Source organism: Pseudomonas sp. URMO17WK12:I9 (assembly GCF_900230165.1).
GTDB classification, from domain to species: domain Bacteria; phylum Pseudomonadota; class Gammaproteobacteria; order Pseudomonadales; family Pseudomonadaceae; genus Aquipseudomonas; species Aquipseudomonas fulva.
Window position 1 is genome coordinate 85,683 of the sequence record NZ_OCMQ01000012.1, and the last position, 20,054, is coordinate 105,736.

Genomic DNA, 20,054 nt, shown 5'->3' on the forward strand with positions numbered 1-20,054 from the left:
CCCTACGACATCACCAGACCAAGCCCGCCACTGCCTTACTTGAACCGCCGCTCCACACCCTTCTCCACCAGGATCTTGGCCGATATTTCTTCCACCGAAAAATGCGTGGAATTGATGTTGGGAATGTTCTCGCGGCGGAACAGGCTCTCGACTTCTCGCACCTCGAATTCGCACTGGGCGAAGCTCGAGTAACGGCTATTGGGCTTGCGCTCGTGGCGAATGGCGGTCAGCCGGTCGGGGTCGATGGTCAGGCCGAACAGCTTGCTGTGGTGCTTTTTCAGCACCGCCGGCAGTTGCAGGCGCTCCATGTCGTCTTCGGTCAGCGGGTAGTTGGCCGCGCGGATGCCGAACTGCATGGCCATGTACAGGCACGTCGGGGTTTTGCCGCAACGGGACACACCCACCAGGATCAGGTCGGCCTTGTCGTAGTAATGGGTGCGTGCGCCGTCATCGTTGTCCAGAGCGAAGTTCACCGCCTCGATGCGCTCCATGTAGTTGGAATTGCCACCAATGGAGTGGGATTTGCCCACCGAATACGAGGAATGGGCGGTCAACTCCTGCTCCAGCGGGGACAGGAACGAGGAGAAGATGTCGATCATGAACCCATTGGAGGTGGCGAGGATCTCGCGGATGTCCTGGTTGACGATGGTGTCGAAGATGATCGGCCGCATGCCGTCGCGCTCGGCCGCCGCATTGATCTGCTGAACCATGTTGCGCGCTTTTTCGGGGGAGTCGATGTAGGGCCGGGTGAATTTGCTGAAAGGAATGCTCTCGAACTGCGCGAGCAGGCTCTGGCCCAGGGTCTCGGCAGTGATGCCGGTGCCGTCGGAGATGAAGAACGCGGTTCGTTTCATTTGCGATCGGGGCCTTAGTGATGATGACGTTTCTTGATTATGATAAGTTCGCTTTGCCGAATGCGGCTGTCGGCATTCTCACTTATTTTCCAGGTACAGGCCACATGCGTCCGGCCCAGTCAAGAAGACAGGCGGGCGCCGTTGAGCTTTTCCAATACAGCTAGTGGAGAGATCACCTTGGTAGAGTACGTAGTTTCCCTCGAAAAGCTCGGCGTCCATGATGTGGAGCATGTGGGGGGCAAGAACGCATCCCTGGGCGAGATGATCAGCAATCTTGCCGGTGCCGGCGTGTCCGTGCCGGGCGGCTTTGCCACTACGGCTCAGGCGTACCGTGATTTCCTCGAGCAAAGTGGGCTCAACGACCGCATCCATGCGGCGCTCGATGCCCTGGACGTGGACGATGTCAACGCCCTGGCCAAGACCGGCGCGCAGATTCGCCAGTGGGTGATGGAAGCCGAATTCCCGGCGCGCCTGGATGCCGAGATCCGTACCGCCTTCGCCGAAATGGCCAATGGCAACGACAACATGGCCGTGGCCGTGCGCTCCTCGGCCACCGCCGAAGACCTGCCAGACGCCTCGTTCGCCGGCCAGCAGGAAACCTTCCTCAACATCCGCGGCGTGGACAACGTGATCCGTGCTGCGAAGGAAGTGTTCGCCTCGCTGTTCAATGACCGTGCCATCTCCTACCGTGTGCACCAGGGCTTCGACCACAAGCTGGTCGCGCTCTCGGCTGGCGTGCAGCGCATGGTTCGCTCCGAAACCGGTACCGCCGGCGTGATGTTCACGCTGGACACCGAGTCGGGATTCCGTGACGTCGTGTTCATCACCGGTGCCTACGGCCTGGGTGAAACCGTGGTCCAGGGCGCGGTCAACCCTGACGAATTCTACGTACACAAACACACCCTGCAGGCTGGCCGTCCGGCCATCCTGCGCCGCAACCTGGGCAGCAAGGCGATCAAGATGGTCTATGGCGAAGAAGCCAAGGCCGGTCGCTCGGTCAAGACGGTCGAAGTCGATCGCGCCGAGCGTGCCCGCTTCTGCCTGAGCGACGACGAAGTCAACGAGCTGGCCAAGCAGGCGATGATCATCGAGCAGCATTATCAGCGCCCAATGGACATCGAGTGGGCCAAGGACGGTGACGACGGCAAGCTGTACATCGTCCAGGCCCGCCCTGAGACCGTGAAGAGCCGCGCCAGCGCCAACGTCATGGAACGTTACCTGCTGAAAGAGAAGGGCACCGTGCTGGTCGAAGGCCGCGCCATCGGCCAGCGCATCGGCGCCGGCAAGGTCCGCGTGATCAACGACGTCTCCGAGATGGACAAGGTGCAGCCAGGCGACGTGCTGGTCTCGGACATGACCGACCCGGACTGGGAGCCGGTGATGAAGCGTGCCAGTGCCATCGTCACCAACCGTGGCGGGCGTACCTGCCATGCGGCCATCATTGCCCGTGAACTGGGTATTCCGGCGGTCGTCGGTTGCGGCAACGCTACCCAGATTCTCAAAGATGGGCAGGGCGTGACCGTCTCCTGCGCCGAAGGCGATACCGGCTTCATCTTCGAGGGTGAACTGGGCTTCGACATCAAGCAGAACTCGGTGGACGCCATGCCCGAGCTGCCGTTCAAGATCATGATGAACGTCGGCAACCCGGACCGCGCCTTCGACTTCGCCCAGCTGCCCAACGCCGGTGTAGGCCTGGCCCGCCTGGAGTTCATCATCAACCGCATGATCGGCGTGCACCCCAAGGCATTGCTCAACTACGCCGGCCTGCCGGCCGACCTGAAGGACAGCGTCGACAAGCGCATCGCCGGTTATGACGACCCGGTCGGTTTCTATGTGGAGAAGCTGGTCGAAGGCATCAGCACCCTGGCAGCGGCGTTTTATCCCAAGAAAGTGATCGTTCGCCTGTCGGACTTCAAGTCCAACGAGTACGCCAACCTGATCGGCGGCAAGCTGTACGAGCCCGAAGAAGAAAACCCGATGCTGGGCTTCCGTGGGGCCTCGCGCTACATCAGCGAGGCGTTCCGCGATTGCTTCGAACTCGAGTGCCGCGCACTCAAGCGCGTGCGCAACGAAATGGGCCTGACCAACGTCGAGATCATGGTGCCGTTCGTGCGTACCCTCGGTGAGGCCAGCCAAGTGGTCGACCTGCTGGCTGAAAACGGCCTGGCCCGTGGCGACAACGGCCTGCGCGTCATCATGATGTGCGAACTGCCGTCCAACGCCATCCTGGCCGACGAGTTCCTCGAATACTTCGACGGTTTCTCCATCGGATCGAACGACCTGACTCAGCTGACGTTGGGTCTGGACCGTGATTCGGGCATCATTGCCCACCTGTTCGATGAGCGAAATCCTGCGGTCAAGAAGCTGCTGGCCAACGCCATCGCGGCGTGCAACAAGGCCGGCAAGTACATCGGTATTTGCGGTCAGGGCCCTTCGGATCACCCAGACCTGGCCAAATGGCTGATGGAGCAGGGCATCGACAGCGTATCGCTGAACCCGGACTCGGTGCTCGAAACCTGGTTCTACCTGGCCGAAGGCCAAAGCGCGACCTGATACCGCAAAACGCGAGGGGCGTCTGGCGTCCCTCGCCTGGTTTTTTCCAGGGCGAGTTCCAGCGATGGATTTCGCCCTTTTTTGTGCGACAAGCAACCGACCTATGCAAAGCAGCAGTACATTATTTCCCGTCGCCTTGCTCAGTGCCGAGCGTCGCGGCGACCTCAGTGAAGACGTCTATCGCATCAAGGCCGGCTTGGGTCCCGATCCCAGCGTGGAGCTGGCCGTGACCCGGCTGGGCTTGGCTGACCAGAACACCGCCCTGGGTATTCCGGTCATCTTGCTGCATGGCAGCTTTTCCAATCGGCGTTTCTGGTATTCACCCAAGGGCGGTGGCCTTGGGGCCTACCTGGCCCGGGCCGGCTTCGATGTATGGATCCCCGAGATGCGTGGTCACGGGCTGTCGCCGCGCAATCGGGATTGGGCACAGAACACGGTGGCCGCCTACGCGCGCGACGACGTACCGGCCATCGGTGCCTTCGTGCATGAGAAAGCGGGCAGGGCGCCCCTGTGGATTGGGCATTCGTTGGGCGGCACTACCTTGGCGGTCGCCCTGGGGAGCGGCGCGTTGGCTGCGCAGCATGTGTCGGGTGTAGCGCTATTCGGTTCCCAGGTAAGCCGCAGCTACTGGCCGTTGAAAGTGCCTCCGGTGGTGTGGGGCATGCGCTGGCTGCTGCGCCGCTGGGGGCATTTGTCTGGCTCGCGCTTTGGGCGCGGGCCAGAGGATGAACCCGTCGGCCTTGCCTTGGAACACATGCGCTGGCACGGATTGTTCGGGCGTTTTGGCGACAAGCAGGGCGACTGGTGGGCAGGCCTTGCTCAAGTCGACGTGCCGACCCTGGCCGTCGCAGCCACGGCCGACCAGCAGAGCCCGCCGTGGGCCTGCCGCACGTTGTTCGAGCAACTCGGTGGCGCGCACAAGCAGTTCCTCTGCCTTGGGCCTGCGGCGGGCTTCGATGCCTTTGGCCATGCGGACATGCTGGCCAGCCAGGCTGCCCACGTGCAGGTATGGCCGCTGGTAGAACGCTGGCTGCGTGAGCCCAGGTTGCCGGTGCATGCGTCCATCGAGGCCTTGGCGCTCGTGCCCGCGCTATGAAAGGCGCTGACCGTGCGGTCTCGGGTGACTGCGGTGTGCTCCAAGGTGTAGCCTTGGCCCTCAATCGCTTTCGTTGTGACTGACAGGAGCTTGCCATGCAGCATTACGTAACGCCCGACCTGTGTGACGCCTATCCGGACCTCGTGCAGGTGCTGGAGCCGATGTTCAGCAACTTTGGTGGCCGCGATTCGTTCGGTGGCCAGATCGTCACCATCAAGTGCTTCGAGGACAACTCGCTCGTGCGTGAGCAGGTCGAACTCGATGGCCGGGGCAAGGTGTTGGTGGTCGACGGCGGCGGCTCGCTGCGTCGCGCCCTGTTGGGCGACATGCTTGCCGAAAAAGCGGCGAAAAACGGCTGGGAAGGCCTGGTGATCTACGGCTGCGTGCGCGACGTCGACGCACTGATCCAGACCAACGTGGGTGTGCAGGCGCTGGCCAGCCACCCGCTCAAAACCGACAAGCGTGGCATTGGCGACCTCAACGTCGTGGTGAGTTTCGCGGGCGTGACCTTCAGGCCCGGTGAATACGTGTACGCCGACAACAACGGCGTACTGGTCTCGCCAAGCCCGTTGCAGATGCCGGAGTGACGCGCCGCTGGCGCTGATGGAGCTTTGATGTTCGAGGAAGACAACGCGCAGTGGGGGCTGGTGCATGCCCTGGTGCTCGATGGCAAGGGCGGGGCACGCGCCATCGCCCGAACCGAGCTGGCCGATTTGCAACTGCAACCTGAGCAAAGCCTCTGGTTGCACTGGGACCGCAGCCACCCCCAAACCCGGTCATGGCTGCTGAGCGAGAGTGGCCTTAGTGAATTCGCCTGCGAGCTGTTGCTGGAAGAGAACACTCGGCCGCGCTTGCTGCCGATGGCCGACGAGCAATTGTTGCTGTTTCTGCGTGGGGTCAACCTCAACCCTGGTGCCGAGCCTGAGGACATGGTTTCGGTGCGAATCTTCGCCCAGGCCCAGCGCGTGATTTCGCTGCGCTTGCGCCCGCTCCGGGCCAGCGACGAAGTCCTGCTGCAACTGGAGCAGGGCAGGGGGCCGAAGACAGCTTCCGAGTTGCTGTTGCTGATGGGCGAACTGCTGACCGAGAAAGTCCAGGGTTTGGTCAGCGATCTGTCCGAATTGGTCGACCTCGAAGAAGAAAAGGTAGAGGTTGACGAGCGACACCTGCCTGATCAGGGCAGCTTGCAGCAGATCCGCCGCCGCGCGGCTGGGCTGCGACGTTTCCTGGCCCCGCAGCGCGACATCTATGCACATCTTTCACGCAGCAAGTGGAGCTGGTTTGCCGAGGTCGATGCCGATTACTGGAACGAGCTGAACAACAGCCTGATCCGCTATCTCGAAGAGCTCGAACTGACCCGCGAACGTGCGGCATTGGTGCTTGAGAGCGAAGACCGCCGCCGCAGCGAACGGATGAACCGCACCATGTACCGGTTTGGCATCATCACCTGCATCTTTCTGCCAATGAGCTTCATCACCGGGCTGTTGGGCATCAACGTGGGTGGCATTCCTGGGGCGCAGAACCCTTACGGGTTTCTCATGGCGTGCCTGGTGGTGGTGGGGCTGGCAGCAGGGCAATGGTGGTTGTTCCGGCGCTTGCAGTGGGTATAGCCGCCAGCGCGCCAGCAGCCAGGTCGACACAAGGTGTGACCCGTCGCCAGGCCGTCTCGTCTCTTGCTGATACTACGCGAGGTGCCCATGCACGATCCGTTCGAACAATCCCTGCGTGACCTGCTCAAGGCATCCCCGTCCGGCAATGACCGCCATGACCAGGATGATGCCGCCTGCCTGGGTCGCGTGCTCAAGACCGCCAACCGTCAGGTTGGCGCCGGTGATCTGTTCAGCTTGCTTGGCCGTTGGAGCCAGGCGCTGATGATCGCCATCAACAATGGCTCGGCGCACGTCGCGCCGGTGCGCAGACATTCTTCCCGCAACGCTGCCGCTGGCAGCAAAGCTGATAAGGCCGACTGAATATGGAACTCGATCTCTGGACCCAGAGCCTGGTCACCGCCATGACCGCCCTATGGACCAAGGTGGCGAACTTCATCCCCAACTTGTTCGGCGCGTTGGTGGTGGTGCTGCTGGGCTTTGTGGTAGCCAAGCTGCTCGATACCTTGCTCTCCAAACTGCTGGCCAAGCTTGGCCTTGATCGCCTGATGGCCGGTACGGGTCTGACCAAGATGCTGGGCCGGGTTGGCATTCAGGTACCGATTTCTACCCTGATCGGCAAGATCGTCTACTGGTTCGTGCTGCTGATCTTCCTCGTATCGGCCGCCGAGTCGCTGGGCCTGGAGCGCGTCTCGGCCACGCTCGACATGCTGGCCTTGTACCTGCCCAAGGTGTTCGGTGCAGCGTTGATATTGCTCGCGGGCGTGCTCCTGGCGCAGGTGGCCAACGGCCTGGTGCGCGGCGCTGCCGAAGGCGTGGGGCTTGAGTACGCCGCGGGGCTTGGACGCATCGTTCAGGGCCTGGTCATCATCATCAGCATTTCAGTGGCTATCAGCCAGCTGGAGGTCAAGACCGACCTGCTCAACCATGTGATCGTTATCGGCCTGATTACCGTTGGTCTGGCCGTTGCGCTGGCCATGGGCCTGGGTAGCCGCGAAATCGCGGGTCAGATCCTGGCGGGCATCTACGTCCGCGAGCTGTTCCAGGTGGGCCAGCAGGTGCGCATTGGCGAGGTAGAAGGGCATATCGAGGAAATCGGCACGGTCAAGACGGTGATCCTCACCGACGATGACGAGCTGGTTTCCCTGTCCAACCGAGAATTGCTTGAGCAGCGGGTCAATAGCCGCTGACCGCACAAAGCTGTTAATGTATGCCGCCGCAAAAACCGACCCTCCTGGGCGTTTGCGGCGACATTGACCTGACTGTCGGCCAGATTCGTTTTGAATAAAGTCCCCACGCCGCCCATGCGCTACGACCCCCGCGAACTCACCGACGAAGAGTTGGTGGCGCGCTCGCATGAGGAGCTGTATCACGTCACCCGCGCGTATGAGGAGCTCATGCGTCGCTATCAGCGAACCCTGTTCAACGTATGTGCACGTTATTTGGGGAACGACCGGGACGCGGATGATGTCTGTCAGGAAGTCATGTTGAAAGTGCTCTATGGTCTCAAGAATTTCGAGGGAAAATCCAAATTCAAGACCTGGCTTTACAGCATCACCTACAATGAATGCATTACCCAGTACCGCAAGGAGCGCCGCAAGCGCAGGTTGATGGATGCCTTGAGCCTGGACCCTGTTGAAGAGGCGTCCGAGGACAAGGCCCCAAAGGCCGAAGAAAAGGGCGGGCTGGACAAGTGGCTGGTCCATGTGAACCCGATCGATCGGGAAATCCTGGTGCTGCGATTCGTCGCCGAGCTGGAGTTCCAGGAGATCGCGGATATCATGCACATGGGGCTCAGCGCGACGAAAATGCGATACAAGCGTGCGCTTGACAAGCTTCGGGAGAAATTTGCCGGTCTGGATGAAACTTAACGACCAGCAAATATCTCTAACGAACCGGCGAGTTCTGCTAGACTCGCCGACGAGTTGTCCCCCCGGTTTTGGTGGGACTGCTTAACTATCACCAGATGGGGATTTAACGGATGAAACTGAAAAACACCTTGGGCTTGGCCATTGGTTCGCTCGTAGCCGCCACCTCGATTGGCGCTATGGCACAAGGCCAAGGCGCCGTCGAAACTGAAATCTTCTACAAGAAAGAATTCTTCGACAGCCAGCGCGACTTCAAAAACGACGGTAACCTGTTCGGCGGCTCCATCGGTTACTTCCTGACCGACGACGTTGAACTGCGTCTGGGCTACGACGAAGTCCACAACGCTCGTGGCGACGACGGCAAGAACATCAAGGGCTCCAACACCGCCCTGGACGCCGTTTACCACTTCAACAACCCGTACGACGCCATCCGTCCGTACGTTTCCGCTGGTTTCTCGCACCAGTCGATCGGCCAGACCGGCCGTGGTGGTCGTAACCACTCCACCTTCGCCAACGTTGGCGCTGGCGCCAAGTGGTACATCACTGACATGTTCTACGCCCGTGCCGGCGTAGAAGCTCAGTACAACATCGACCAGGGCGACACCGAGTGGGCTCCAAGCGTTGGTGTTGGTCTGAACTTCGGCGGTAGCCCGAAGAACCAGGCTGCTCCTGCACCTGCTCCAGTTGCTGAAGTCTGCTCCGACTCCGACAACGACGGCGTTTGCGACAACGTCGACAAGTGCCCAGACACCCCGGCCAACGTCACTGTTGACGCCGACGGCTGCCCGGCTGTTGCCGAAGTCGTTCGCGTTGAGCTGGACGTCAAGTTCGACTTCGACAAGTCGGTCGTCAAGCCTAACAGCTACGGCGACATCAAGAACCTGGCTGACTTCATGAAGCAGTACCCACAGACCACCACCGTGGTTGAAGGTCACACTGACTCCGTAGGTCCAGACGCTTACAACCAGAAGCTGTCCGAGCGTCGTGCCAACGCTGTCAAGCAGGTCCTGACCCAGCAGTACGGCGTAGAATCCAGCCGTGTTGACTCGGTTGGCTACGGCGAAACCCGCCCGGTTGCCGACAACGCCACCGAAGAAGGCCGTGCTATCAACCGTCGCGTTGAAGCTCAGGTAGAAGCCCAGGCCAAGTAATTGGTTTGAAGCTTCATGAAAAACCCGGCCTCGGCCGGGTTTTTCTTTGCCTGCATGACAGCATGTGATGTCTAGCAGGCAAGCACTGGTGTAAGGCCCAGCCAAGGCAGTGCTTGCCTGCTAGACATTTGTCTGTACGTTCATCTGCCCAGGCAGCCCTCCGCAGAAAACCTGCAGGCCAACATCGGGCTGTCCTGTGCCGTTGGTGATAGCTATAATCGCCCCCTCACTCACCCCGAGTCTTGCCTGCCCATGTATACCCTGGCCCGCCAGCTGCTGTTCAAACTGTCACCGGAAACTTCTCATGATCTGTCGCTGGACCTGATCGGTGCCGGCGGCCGGCTTGGCTTGAACGGCAAGCTGTGCAAGCGCCCGGCCTCATTGCCGGTCAAGGTCATGGGCCTGGATTTCGCCAACCCGGTAGGTCTGGCGGCTGGCTTGGACAAGAACGGTACGGCCATCGACGGCTTCGCCCAGCTGGGCTTCGGTTTCGTCGAGATCGGCACTGTCACGCCTCGCCCGCAACCTGGCAACCCCAAACCTCGGCTGTTCCGCTTGCCAGAGGCAACTGCCATCATCAACCGCATGGGTTTCAATAACCTTGGGGTTGATCATCTGCTGGGCCGTGTACGCGCTGCCCGTTACAAGGGCGTGCTGGGTATCAATATTGGCAAGAACTTCGACACGCCAGTCGAGCGCGCGGTGGACGATTACCTGATCTGCCTGGACAAGGTCTACAGCGCGGCCAGTTACGTCACTGTCAATGTCAGCTCACCCAACACCCCGGGGCTGCGCAGCCTGCAGTTCGGGGATTCGCTCAAGCAATTGCTCGATGCCTTGGCGGAACGTCGGGCACAGCTGAGCGCCCGTCATGGCCGGCATGTGCCCTTGGCCATCAAGATTGCCCCTGACATGAGCGATGAAGAAACGGCGCTGGTGGCCGCTGCGCTTGTCGAGTCAGGCATGGACGCGGTCATCGCGACCAATACCACGCTCGGGCGCGAAGGCGTGGAGGCCCTGCCGTACGGCGGTGAAGCAGGCGGGCTCTCAGGTGCCCCCGTACGCCAGAAGAGCACACGTATCGTTCAGGTGTTGGCCGGTGAGATGGGCGGCAAGCTGCCAATCATTGCCGCAGGGGGCATCACGGAAGGAAAACATGCGGCCGAGAAGATCGCCGCCGGTGCGAGCCTGGTGCAGATCTACTCGGGCTTCATCTATAAAGGGCCGGCGCTCATTCGAGAAGCCGTGGATGCCATCGCCGCCATGCCCAAGCGGTAAGCTTGCCCACAAAAAAAGGGCCCCATGAAGGGGCCCTTGGGCCTCAGCCCGCCGCCCTGGTGGGGCGTGCCTGGTAAATCGCGTGAATGTCCTCTATCAGCCTACGGCGTGATTTTCGTTGAGCCTGTGGATACCGGCGGTGCCAGTCATACCGTCCCAGTTGTCACCACGGCCCTCCCGCCAGCCGTTGATCCAGGCTTGACGAACAGATGGCAGGGTAAAGGGGCAAAGCTCCCGGGATTTGCCGGTGACTCCATATTGGTAGCCACGTGAAAATGCTCTTTCCAACGGATCACGCTTAAGTCTTCTCATAGGGTGTTGCCCTCACTTGTTGACTGTAATGTCCCGTCGGCCTCATGGAGGCCGGGCAGAATCGTTCTGCCGGTATGGGCTCGCTGCCGGCGTCGCGAGCCTGAAGTGCCGCTTCGTTGCGATGCGGCCTGTGCTCAGTTCTAACCAATGCAGGTGACGGTGGGAATGATCGATTTGTCATAAGCACGTAACCTTTCCAAGGGTCAGGGGATAAGTAAATAAATGCGACTCATCCTTATTCCCGCCGCAGCCCCGCAGGATCGGGGGTTAGCCGAAGTTTGACGCCATTTTGCCATCGCCTCTGTGAGGCATTTGAAATACCTCGAAATGCGACGAAGGGTCACCTAGGTCCCGGTGTCGCGAGAATGTATGTACTGCTCGATGATCTAAGCTGTTTGTGCCGTCAGGCATGGATGGGTAAGTCGGGCGGCCCGGTCATCGCTCTTGCGTAAGGGAGCGTGGCCACTTGCACACCTGTCGGAAAAGGGTGCAGGTAAACAGGGCGTCGCGATGCGTCGCAGCGCCAGTCTAATAGCCCTACTGTGCTGGATAACTCATGTCGGACCGTTTCGAACTCTACCTCACTTGTCCCAAAGGCCTTGAAAGCCTGCTTGCAGAAGAGGCCCGCAGCCTTGGCCTGGATGAGGTGCGTGAACACACCTCGGCTATTCGCGGGGCTGCCGACATGGAGACAGCCTACCGTCTGTGCCTGTGGTCCAGGTTGGCAAACCGCGTATTGCTGGTGCTCAAGCGGTTTTCCATGAAAAACGCCGACGACCTGTATGACGGTGTCAATGCCGTGGAGTGGGCTGACCACTTGGCCGCTGATGGCACCCTGGCCGTTGAGTTCAGCGGTCATGGGTCAGGGATCGACAATACTCATTTCGGCGCTCTCAAGGTCAAGGACGCCATTGTCGACAAACTGCGCAACCGTGAAGGCCTACGCCCGTCGGTGGAGAAGATCGACCCGGATGTGCGCGTGCACCTGCGCCTTGACCGGGGTGAGGCGATCCTGTCGCTGGACCTCTCCGGTCACAGCCTTCATCAGCGTGGTTATCGCCTGCAGCAAGGTGCAGCACCGCTCAAGGAAAACCTCGCTGCCGCCGTGTTGATTCGTTCCGGCTGGCCACGCATCGCTGCCCAGGGCGGCGCACTGGCCGACCCCATGTGTGGTGTCGGCACATTCCTGGTCGAGGCGGCAATGATCGCCGCGGACATCGCCCCCAACCTCAAGCGTGAGCGTTGGGGCTTCACGGCGTGGCTGGGCCATGTGCCTGCGCTCTGGCGCAAGGTGCATGATCAGGCGCAGGCGCGGGCTGAAGCTGGCCTGGCCAAACCTGCGTTGTGGATCCGCGGCTATGAAGCCGATCCTCGCTTGATACAACCAGGGCGTAACAACGTCGAACGCGCAGGCCTGAGCGATTGGGTGAAGATCTATCAGGGTGAAGTGAGTACATTCGAGCCGCGCCCGGACCAGAACCAGAAAGGCTTGGTCATCAGCAACCCACCCTACGGGGAGCGTCTGGGTGACGAAGCCAGCCTGCTTTACCTTTACCAGAACCTTGGCGAACGCCTGCGTCAGGCATGCATGGGTTGGGAAGCCGCCGTCTTTACGGGCGCTGCGCAACTGGGCAAGCGCATGGGCCTGCGCAGCCACAAGCAGTACGCATTCTGGAACGGTGCACTGCCCTGCAAGTTGTTGCTGTTCAAGGTCCAGCCGGACCAGTTCGTGACCGGCGAGCGCCGTACCGAACCGGCTGAAGCCCTGCAAGCCCACCAGCCAGCGCAGGTGGCCAGCCAGCCTGCTCGCCTGTCCGAGGGTGCGCAGATGTTCGCCAACCGCCTGCAGAAAAACCTTCGGCAGCTGGGCAAGTGGGCTCGCCGCGAACAGGTCAGCTGCTATCGACTGTACGATGCGGATATGCCCGAGTATGCCCTGGCTGTAGACATGTATCAGGACTGGGTGCACGTGCAGGAATACGCCGCGCCGCGTTCGATCGATCCCGACAAGGCACAAGCGCGCCTGCTCGACGCGCTAGCGGCGATCCCCCAGGCCCTTGGTATTTCGCCACAACGCGTGGTGCTCAAGCGCCGGGAGCGTCAAAGCGGAACCCGCCAGTACGAGCGCCAGGCCACGGAAGGTCGCTTTCAGGAAGTGTCGGAAGCGGGGGTCAAGCTGCTGGTCAACCTGACCGACTACCTCGACACCGGCCTGTTCCTGGACCATCGGCCGATGCGCTTACGCATTCAGCGTGAGGCGGCCGGCAAGCGCTTCCTGAACCTGTTCTGCTATACCGCGACGGCTACCGTGCATGCAGCCAAGGGCGGGGCGCGCAGCACCACCAGCGTCGACCTGTCGAAAACCTACCTGGACTGGGCGCGGCGCAACCTGGCGCTCAACGGCTTTTCAGAGCGCAATCGTCTGGAACAAGGGGATGTCATGACGTGGTTGGAGGCCGAGCGTGAAAGCTACGACCTGATCTTCATCGATCCGCCCACGTTCTCCAACTCCAAGCGCATGGAAGGTGTGTTCGACGTTCAGCGCGACCACGTTCAGTTGCTGGACTTGGCGATGGCGCGGCTGGCCCCGGGTGGTGTGCTGTATTTCTCCAACAACTTCCGCAAGTTCCAGCTCGACGAGCACCTGTCTGCTCGTTACGCCGTGGAAGAGATCACCGCCCAGACGCTTGACCCGGACTTCGCCCGCAACAACCGCATCCATCGCGCCTGGAAGCTGCAGTTGCGGTGATGCGCCGACGCCTGTGCCCTTGCGGGGGCACAGGCCATGCAGGTCACTTGGCGGCTGTACTGGCGTTTGCGCTGGGCTGGCGGTAGAGGTCCAGCAGCACCTGGTCCAGCACCTGCGAGGCGCCCCACGGTTTGGGGTCGTTGAGGATAGCGGCCACTGCCCAGGTATGGCCGTTGCTGTCACGGCTGAAACCCGCGATTGCCCGTACGGTGTTGAGCGTGCCGGTCTTGATGTGGCCCTCACCGGTCATGGCGGTGCGCTTGAGGCGTTTGCGCATGGTCCCATCCATACCCACCAGCGGCAGCGAGCTCATGAACTCGGCCGCGTAGGGGCTTTTCCAGGCCGCTTGCAGCATGGCTGCCATCTCACGCGTGCTCACGCGTTCGGCGCGGGACAGCCCTGAGCCGTTTTCCATCACCAGGTGCGGCGCGGTGATGCCTTTCTTGGCCAGCCACTGACGCACGACACGCTGCGCGGCACGGGCGTCATCGCCATCGGCATCGGTACGGAACTGGGCACCCAGGCTCAGGAACAACTGCTGAGCCATGGTGTTGTTGCTGTACTTGTTGATGTCACGGATGATTTCCACCAGGTCCGGCGAGAAAGCGCGCGCCAGCAACCGTGCGCTTTTAGGCACGTTTTCGATGCGGTCGGTACCTTGGATGGTACCCCCCAGCTCGTTCCAGATGGCACGCACCGCGCCGGCGGCATAGGTCGGATGATCGAGCAGCGAGAGGTAGGTTTGGGAGTTGCAGCCATCGCCCAACTGACCACTGACGGTCACGGTGATGCCGTCGGGCTGTGGCACGGGGTTGTAGCGTACGTCGCCGGCGCAATTCTTGCTGTTGACAGCCTTGACCTGGTTGTCGATGCGAATGCTGGCAATCGGCGGCTCCACGGCAACGCTGACCCTGCCGCCGTCGTTACGCGCCACGAAGCGCAAGGCCTTGAGATTGACCAGCAACGCGTCAGGCTTCACCAGGAACGGCTTGTTCTGATCACCCCCGTCGTCATTGAATTGCGGCAGGTTGGGCTGCACGAAATGGCTGCGGTCGAGCACCAGGTCACCTGTGATGGTGCGCACGCCGTTGGCGCGAAGGTCACGCATCAGCAACCACAGCTTTTCCATGTTCAGCTTCGGATCGCCCCCACCCTTGAGGTAGAGGTTGCCGTTAAGTACACCGTTGCTGAGCGTACCGTCGGTGAAGAACTCGGTTTTCCACTGGTAGGTCGGCCCCAGCAGCTCCAGCGCGGCATAGGTGGTGACCAGTTTCATGGTCGAGGCAGGGTTGACGGACACGTCGGCGTTGAACACCGTGGCTGTACCGGGGCCATCCAAGGGCAGCATCACCAATGACAATGCCGTGTCTTGCAGCTTATTGGCCTTGAGTGCCTGTTGCACCTTGGGTGGAAGGTTTGTATTGACCGCAGCTGCCTGGCTGGTCAGGGCCAAAGGCAGCAACAGGCCGGCGAGTACGATGGGGCGGAGCGTTTTGATCATGATAAACAGATACCCTGCAACGAGGAGAAAGGGCATTGGGGCTATAAATGGATGATGGCCCCAGAACGAATGCACACGCATTATGCCCCAAGCCCCCCGGGGTTGCGCCAGTTCGATGCACATGGGTTTCACATCAGGCCGCCGCGGCGAGTGTGTGTTAAGCACCGCAGCTTTTGCGCAGACCCGAAAGTAAAAAGGCCACCCCTGGGGGTGGCCTTCTGCGAACGAACCCGACAGAGCATTACTCTGCCTTGTTGATCGGCTTTTCCGGGTACCAGGCGTCGAGCAGCGGGCTGACTTCAACCTTGGTCAATTCGCTGCGGCCTTTGAGCCAGCTTTCGACGGCAGCGCGCTGCTCTTCGGTAACCGAGCCACGCTTGACCGAGCACACCAGACCGTAATCGTCACCGCCGACATAGTCGAGGCCGTTGGCATCCATGGCTTCGGCAAGGAACGCGTCGAGGAATGCATCGATTGCCTGGTCATCCAGATCCTCTTTGAATTCCAGGTTCAGCTCGAAGCCCAATTCCTGAAACTCGTCGACACACAGCTTCTTGCGCAGACGACGGGAGCGGTTTGTGGCCATGAAACAATCCTCTTAGGTAATAACGCCGCGCAGTCTATCAGTTAACACGCCCGGTTGCCCGCCTGCGTGCACGTGGTTGTCGACAGGTCCAGCGTCAGCGCTCGGTGCACGCGCCGCATGTGCCGGGCTAGGGCTTGCCGTCGCAGTCGCACTTGGGCAGGTGTGAGTTCGTCACAATCGAGGGCGATGCACGCTCGCATCAGCGCTGCCGCCTCTAGCATGCGTGCTGCGCTCAGGACTTTATGCGCATGGGCGGCGATTGCCTGCTGATCTTTATCAGGCTGCAGCTCCATCAAAAGCGTGAAGTCTGTCTCCAGGCTTTGTAGCAGCGTCTGGAGAAATCGCCTATGGTCAGCCGGGTCATGCCCGACCACCGCGCTGAGCCCATTAAGGCAATACGGCTTGCACCGGTTCTTTTTCCGACGCTGCATGTTCACTGCTGCAAGGCGTTGACTCAGGGTGCTGAGGCTGATGGGCTTGAGCAGGCAATCATCCATGCCCGAGCTCAGGCATTTGCGCCGTACCTCGGGTTGTGCGTTGGCGGTATAGCCCAGGATCGTGCAGCGCCTTCGTCCTGTCCGCTGCTCTTCGGTGCGTACCGCCGTCGCCAACTGGTAGCCGTTCATGTGGGGCATGTTGCAATCGAGCACCAGCACGTCGAAGTCGCCTGCACGCCAGGCCATCAGGCCTTCGCGACCGTCCGTGGCCGTGGCGTGCTGCAGCCCGAGGTAACCGAGCTGCTGTGCCATCAGTTGCAGGTTGGCAGGGTGATCATCGATCACCAGTACGTTGAGGTGGGGGTCAGGTGCCTGCAAACGCTCGACTGCCGGTGTCGATCGCACTGCAGGATCAGCTTGTTGCAACGGCATCTTCACCCGGACCTGGGTGCCCAGGCCTTCCAGGCTCTTGATGCTGAGGTCGGCGCCCATCATTTCGCAGAGTGTACGGCAAATGGTAAGGCCCAGGCCCGTACCGGCGCGTGCCCCCTGACTGTGCGGGTTCGCCTGAACGAACGGATTGAACAGCCGTTGTACGTCGTCCGGGTGGATACCGATGCCGCTGTCACGCACCTCCATGTCCAGCAGCGAGCTGGCGCTGTCTGTGTCTTGTACAAGCCTGGCGTGGATGCGTACCTGGCCGTGCTCGGTGAACTTGATGGCATTGCTCACCAGATTGGACAGCACCTGCTTGAAGCGCAAGGGGTCTAGCAGCACATGGCAACGTGCCGCTGGCTCGATGATGACTTCCAGCGCCAACCCTTTCTGCCGGGCCTGGCCCTCGAAGATACGCCCCACCGACTCGAGCAATGCAGCCAGATCCACCACCTCGGGGACCAGGGTGAGGTGCCCTGACTCTATGCGCACGATGTCCAGTATGTCGCCAATCAAGCCAAGCAGGTCCTTGGCCGAATGGTGAGCCAGCTGAAGGGCGCCGCGATCGACCTGGCCCTGCTCGGCACGCTTGACGGCGAGTTCGAGCATGCCGATGACTGCGTTCATGGGCGTGCGGATTTCATGGCTGATGGTGGCCAGGAAGGTACTCTTGGCTCGGTTGGCGTCATCGGCCTGCTGCTTGGCCTGGCGCAACTCGTTGACCAACTGGCGGCGGTCGCTGATGTCGATCCATCCGCCAATGATGCCCTGGACCTCGCCCAGCGAATCCCGGTAGGGCAGGATCCAGTGGTAGATGGTGATTTCCCGGCCCTTGATGTGCAAGGGCCTGTCCATGATCAAGGGCGACCCGGCCGCCATCACCTTGCGATAGTCGTCCTGGATCTGTCGGGTCTGCTCGCGGTCGGCAAACAGGCTGCTCTCCAGTTGCTTGCCCAGGACCTCCTCGGCACTGGCCTGCACCGCTTCGAGGTAGCTGTAGTTACAGCTCTGCAGGCAACCCTCTCGATCACGAACGTACATTGGGTGTGGCGTACCGTTGAGCAATGCACGCATGAATGCCACCTGATCGTTCAGGGCGCGCTCCGCTTGCTGGCGTTGATGGATCTGCAAACGCAGACGGGCGTTCCACAGCAATGCCAGCAACAGCAATACCGCTGCACCCAGGGCTACAAGTACCGTCAAGCGGCGAAAGCCCTCGCCCTGGGTATCTTCGAACAGGGTGTAGCCTCGCCAGCGGTTGTTGATCACCCCCAGCTCTTCAGGTGAAATGCTCGAAAGCGCCTTGTCCAGAATCGAAATGAGGGTTTTGGAAGGTGTGCTGGTGGCCATGGCATAACTGGCAGGCTCACTGCCCACTGTGGTGCGGATGATCAGGTCAGGATTGCTGGCCAACGCGTGGTTGGCGTCGATCAGCGTTGTGATGACGGCGTCCACTGCTCCGCTGTTGAGCAGGGCCATGGAATAGTACGAGCTTTCCGTTTCGATCCAGCCGATTTGCGGGTGATAGCGCGAGAGCATGGTGTCCAGGGCGCTGTAGCGTGTGATTGCGATCCGCTTGCCGCGCAGTTCGTCCAGCGAAGTGGCTGCCGCGTTGCCCTTGCGATTGACCAGCACATAAGTGCTGTCCAGATACGCCTGGCTGATCTGCAGATCGTTCTGGTCGATGCTGCCGCTTGCCAAGGCGGCGATGACATCGGCGCGGCCGTCCTTGACCCGTGCGATCATGTCCGCGATGCCACTGGCCCGTTGCACCTCGAAGCGCAAGCCCGTACGCAGGCTGATCAGCTCAAGCAGGTCGGCGGTGATGCCACGAAAATAACCCGAGTTGTCGAAGTATGACAATGGCGCTGCCGTACCGTCGACAACGACACGCATGACCGGATGTCGCTGCAACCACTGCGCTTCGGTACGCGTCAGTCGAAGCTTGCGATCGGTCAGAAGCAGATCGCTGCCTGCGCTCCAGCGTTTGAATATGCTCGACCGCAGGGCGGAGGACTGACTGTCGAGCGTCGCATTGACCAGCGCGAGCAGCACCGTGTCTTGTTCGCGCAGGGCGAAGCCGAAGCCAAACGCTTCATGGTTGCCAAAGCTGGCCATGCGCAGCCTTGGAAGGTGACCGCGGTTGAGTTGGTAGTGGGTGGAGATCGTGTCGCCGATGAAGACGTCTGCCTGGCCGAACGCCACCGCATTCAGGGCTTCGCTGGATGACCCGAAGGCCAGGACCTTGGCATCGGGATAGACACTGAGTACCTCTTTCCTCGGCAGGTAGTGATACAGCATGCCTAGGCGCATGCCTGACAGGCCAGTATCCAGCGCCCGGTGTTCGTCTTCGCGGGTGACCAGCACGGGTTGGTCGATGGCGTAGGCGTGCGACAGCACCACGCCTTCATAGTTGGCGTCATAGCCGTTGGCACTGCCCAGCAGATCGATGTCGCCTTGTTTGAGCGCTTGCAGCGCCGTTTGGCGGCTTGAATAGCGCAGCACGCGGACCGGCAGATCAAGCGCCTTGCCCAATAGGCTGGCGTACTCTGCGGTGAGGCCCTGATAGTCGCGCCCGCCACTGCTGATGTCGAAAGGTGGATAATCCGGAGCAGATGTGCCAATCACCAGTTCGTGGCGAGCATTCAACCATTGCTGCTGTTCTGGGGTAATTGCAGGTATGGCGGGTCGCGCAGTGGAGCGGGCGACCAAGGACAACTGGGACGCGCCTTGCTGCCCGGCGTTAGCCAGGTTGCCCAGCAGCATGGCGACCAGGAGCAGGAGGGCGATAGAACGTGCCATGGAGCCCTCAGACCAGTGCGTTGCGCTTGGCCATGTCGATCAGGTCGACCAGCGTGCTGGCTTCGAGTTTGTGCATGAGGCGTTTCTTGTAAGTGCTGACCGTCTTGCTGCTTAGAAACATGCCCTTTGCAATCTCCTTGTTGGTCCGCCCTTGTGCAAAAAGTTGAAGAACCATCAGTTCCCGATCATTGACAGTGCTTAGAAGTTGCAAGTCGTTGTCAACAGGTAGATGAGGCTGCATGGCCTGGCTGGGAAAGTAATTGTACCCAGCCAATACCGCCTTTACCGCGCTGAGCAGTTCGCTCAGGTCTTCCTGCTTGCAGACATAGCCCGCCGCCCCTGATTGCATGCAGCGCACGGCGAACAGCGCCGGCGACTGCGCGGTCAGCACAAGGATTTTCTGTGGCATTGCCAGGGATTGAAACCTTGCCAACACTTCCAGGCCATCGAGCTTGGGGATGCTGATATCCAGGATGATCAAGTCTGGGTTGGTTTCGCGGATCATCTGCATGGCGTCCACGCCGTTGTCCGATTCGCCAGCGATTGTGTAATTCTGATTTTCCAGAAGCATGCGCACTGCCAGCCGGATCACCGGATGGTCGTCGACGATGAATATGGAGTACATGTTTTACTTCCCTGCTATCAATGAGGGTGACAGTTGGCACCTTAACCCAGTTGAAAGCGGCAAGTAATGCGAGGGCGGCTCAATAACCGTATATAGGAAATGGCCTACAAACTTAACCAAAACTACTTACGTACAATTGCATTAATAGCTAAAGTCAAACCTTGTTTGTTAACTGATGTTTAGGGTTTCAACTCAGTGTC

General features: G+C 60.6%; 16 protein-coding genes. 10 read left to right on the plus strand and 6 right to left on the minus strand.

What is annotated here, in order from left to right; all coding sequences use genetic code 11:
• Positions 1–35 precede the first annotated feature (35 nt).
• Positions 36–854, minus strand: a complete 819-nt coding sequence (locus tag CRP40_RS19430; protein WP_027916539.1) for a pyruvate, water dikinase regulatory protein — start codon at positions 852–854, stop codon at positions 36–38.
• A 177-nt stretch (positions 855–1,031) separates the two neighbouring features.
• On the opposite strand from CRP40_RS19430, the gene ppsA reads away from it, so the two are divergent.
• The 9 genes from ppsA to CRP40_RS19475 all read left to right on the plus strand — a co-directional run bounded on the left by ppsA (position 1,032) and on the right by CRP40_RS19475 (position 10,407).
• A complete protein-coding gene (gene ppsA, locus CRP40_RS19435; RefSeq protein WP_027916540.1) occupies positions 1,032–3,407 on the plus strand; it encodes a phosphoenolpyruvate synthase in 2,376 nt (791 codons plus the stop codon).
• Positions 3,408–3,510: 103 nt separating this feature from the next.
• The gene (locus tag CRP40_RS19440) at positions 3,511–4,503 is read left to right on the plus strand and encodes an alpha/beta fold hydrolase (RefSeq protein ID WP_239930235.1); all 993 of its coding nucleotides are present in this window, start codon (positions 3,511–3,513) and stop codon (positions 4,501–4,503) included.
• Positions 4,504–4,598: 95 nt separating this feature from the next.
• Entirely contained in the window at positions 4,599–5,090 is a 492-nt protein-coding gene (gene rraA / locus CRP40_RS19445; protein ID WP_023533704.1) for a ribonuclease E activity regulator RraA, read from the plus strand.
• Between the two features lie 27 nt (positions 5,091–5,117).
• Positions 5,118–6,113: a zinc transporter ZntB gene (locus CRP40_RS19450; RefSeq protein WP_027916542.1), complete on the plus strand. Its 996-nt coding sequence runs from the start codon at positions 5,118–5,120 to the stop codon at positions 6,111–6,113.
• A gap of 87 nt (positions 6,114–6,200) precedes the next feature.
• A complete protein-coding gene (locus CRP40_RS19455; protein ID WP_023533663.1) occupies positions 6,201–6,473 on the plus strand; it encodes a hypothetical protein in 273 nt (90 codons plus the stop codon).
• Positions 6,474–6,475: 2 nt separating this feature from the next.
• The gene (locus CRP40_RS19460) at positions 6,476–7,300 is read left to right on the plus strand and encodes a mechanosensitive ion channel domain-containing protein (protein ID WP_027916543.1); all 825 of its coding nucleotides are present in this window, start codon (positions 6,476–6,478) and stop codon (positions 7,298–7,300) included.
• A gap of 114 nt (positions 7,301–7,414) precedes the next feature.
• Positions 7,415–7,981: an RNA polymerase sigma factor SigX gene (gene sigX, locus CRP40_RS19465; protein WP_023533721.1), complete on the plus strand. Its 567-nt coding sequence runs from the start codon at positions 7,415–7,417 to the stop codon at positions 7,979–7,981.
• Positions 7,982–8,091: 110 nt separating this feature from the next.
• Positions 8,092–9,129 (plus strand): OmpA family protein, encoded by a 1,038-nt coding sequence (locus CRP40_RS19470; protein WP_023533705.1) that lies wholly within the window; start codon positions 8,092–8,094, stop codon positions 9,127–9,129.
• Between the two features lie 252 nt (positions 9,130–9,381).
• Positions 9,382–10,407, plus strand: a complete 1,026-nt coding sequence (locus CRP40_RS19475; RefSeq protein WP_027916545.1) for a quinone-dependent dihydroorotate dehydrogenase — start codon at positions 9,382–9,384, stop codon at positions 10,405–10,407.
• Positions 10,408–10,503: 96 nt separating this feature from the next.
• On the opposite strand, the gene rmf is transcribed toward CRP40_RS19475, so the two are convergent.
• Positions 10,504–10,719: a ribosome modulation factor gene (gene rmf / locus CRP40_RS19480; protein ID WP_023533691.1), complete on the minus strand. Its 216-nt coding sequence runs from the start codon at positions 10,717–10,719 to the stop codon at positions 10,504–10,506.
• Positions 10,720–11,275: 556 nt separating this feature from the next.
• Here rmf and rlmKL point away from each other — a divergent pair.
• Positions 11,276–13,468 (plus strand): bifunctional 23S rRNA (guanine(2069)-N(7))-methyltransferase RlmK/23S rRNA (guanine(2445)-N(2))-methyltransferase RlmL, encoded by a 2,193-nt coding sequence (rlmKL, locus tag CRP40_RS19485; protein ID WP_027916546.1) that lies wholly within the window; start codon positions 11,276–11,278, stop codon positions 13,466–13,468.
• A 43-nt stretch (positions 13,469–13,511) separates the two neighbouring features.
• On the opposite strand, the gene dacB is transcribed toward rlmKL, so the two are convergent.
• From dacB to CRP40_RS19505, 4 genes are all read right to left on the minus strand, one after another.
• Complete coding sequence (dacB, locus tag CRP40_RS19490) at positions 13,512–14,969, minus strand: D-alanyl-D-alanine carboxypeptidase/D-alanyl-D-alanine-endopeptidase (RefSeq protein WP_027916547.1); 1,458 nt, start codon at positions 14,967–14,969, stop codon at positions 13,512–13,514.
• Positions 14,970–15,210: 241 nt separating this feature from the next.
• On the minus strand, positions 15,211–15,555 hold the full coding sequence (locus CRP40_RS19495; protein ID WP_023533709.1) for a YggL family protein: 345 nt from the start codon (positions 15,553–15,555) through the stop codon (positions 15,211–15,213).
• A gap of 41 nt (positions 15,556–15,596) precedes the next feature.
• A complete protein-coding gene (locus CRP40_RS19500; protein WP_027916548.1) occupies positions 15,597–19,229 on the minus strand; it encodes a transporter substrate-binding domain-containing protein in 3,633 nt (1,210 codons plus the stop codon).
• 7 nt (positions 19,230–19,236) lie between these two features.
• Positions 19,237–19,854 (minus strand): response regulator transcription factor, encoded by a 618-nt coding sequence (locus CRP40_RS19505; protein WP_027916549.1) that lies wholly within the window; start codon positions 19,852–19,854, stop codon positions 19,237–19,239.
• Positions 19,855–20,054 lie beyond the last annotated feature (200 nt).

What these genes read in the sequence shown, in the direction of transcription:
- sigX (WP_023533721.1), top strand. Translation starts at nt 7,415, where the DNA reads ATGCGCTACGACCCCCGCGAACTCACCGACGAAGAGTTGGTGGCGCGC.
- CRP40_RS19460 (WP_027916543.1), top strand. Translation starts at nt 6,476, where the DNA reads ATGGAACTCGATCTCTGGACCCAGAGCCTGGTCACCGCCATGACCGCC.
- rmf (WP_023533691.1), bottom strand. Translation starts at nt 10,719, where the DNA reads ATGAGAAGACTTAAGCGTGATCCGTTGGAAAGAGCATTTTCACGTGGC.
- CRP40_RS19500 (WP_027916548.1), bottom strand. Translation starts at nt 19,229, where the DNA reads ATGGCACGTTCTATCGCCCTCCTGCTCCTGGTCGCCATGCTGCTGGGC.
- CRP40_RS19455 (WP_023533663.1), top strand. Translation starts at nt 6,201, where the DNA reads ATGCACGATCCGTTCGAACAATCCCTGCGTGACCTGCTCAAGGCATCC.
- rraA (WP_023533704.1), top strand. Translation starts at nt 4,599, where the DNA reads ATGCAGCATTACGTAACGCCCGACCTGTGTGACGCCTATCCGGACCTC.
- CRP40_RS19470 (WP_023533705.1), top strand. Translation starts at nt 8,092, where the DNA reads ATGAAACTGAAAAACACCTTGGGCTTGGCCATTGGTTCGCTCGTAGCC.
- CRP40_RS19440 (WP_239930235.1), top strand. Translation starts at nt 3,511, where the DNA reads ATGCAAAGCAGCAGTACATTATTTCCCGTCGCCTTGCTCAGTGCCGAG.
- dacB (WP_027916547.1), bottom strand. Translation starts at nt 14,969, where the DNA reads ATGATCAAAACGCTCCGCCCCATCGTACTCGCCGGCCTGTTGCTGCCT.
- CRP40_RS19430 (WP_027916539.1), bottom strand. Translation starts at nt 854, where the DNA reads ATGAAACGAACCGCGTTCTTCATCTCCGACGGCACCGGCATCACTGCC.
- rlmKL (WP_027916546.1), top strand. Translation starts at nt 11,276, where the DNA reads ATGTCGGACCGTTTCGAACTCTACCTCACTTGTCCCAAAGGCCTTGAA.
- CRP40_RS19495 (WP_023533709.1), bottom strand. Translation starts at nt 15,555, where the DNA reads ATGGCCACAAACCGCTCCCGTCGTCTGCGCAAGAAGCTGTGTGTCGAC.
- CRP40_RS19475 (WP_027916545.1), top strand. Translation starts at nt 9,382, where the DNA reads ATGTATACCCTGGCCCGCCAGCTGCTGTTCAAACTGTCACCGGAAACT.
- CRP40_RS19450 (WP_027916542.1), top strand. Translation starts at nt 5,118, where the DNA reads ATGTTCGAGGAAGACAACGCGCAGTGGGGGCTGGTGCATGCCCTGGTG.
- CRP40_RS19505 (WP_027916549.1), bottom strand. Translation starts at nt 19,854, where the DNA reads ATGTACTCCATATTCATCGTCGACGACCATCCGGTGATCCGGCTGGCA.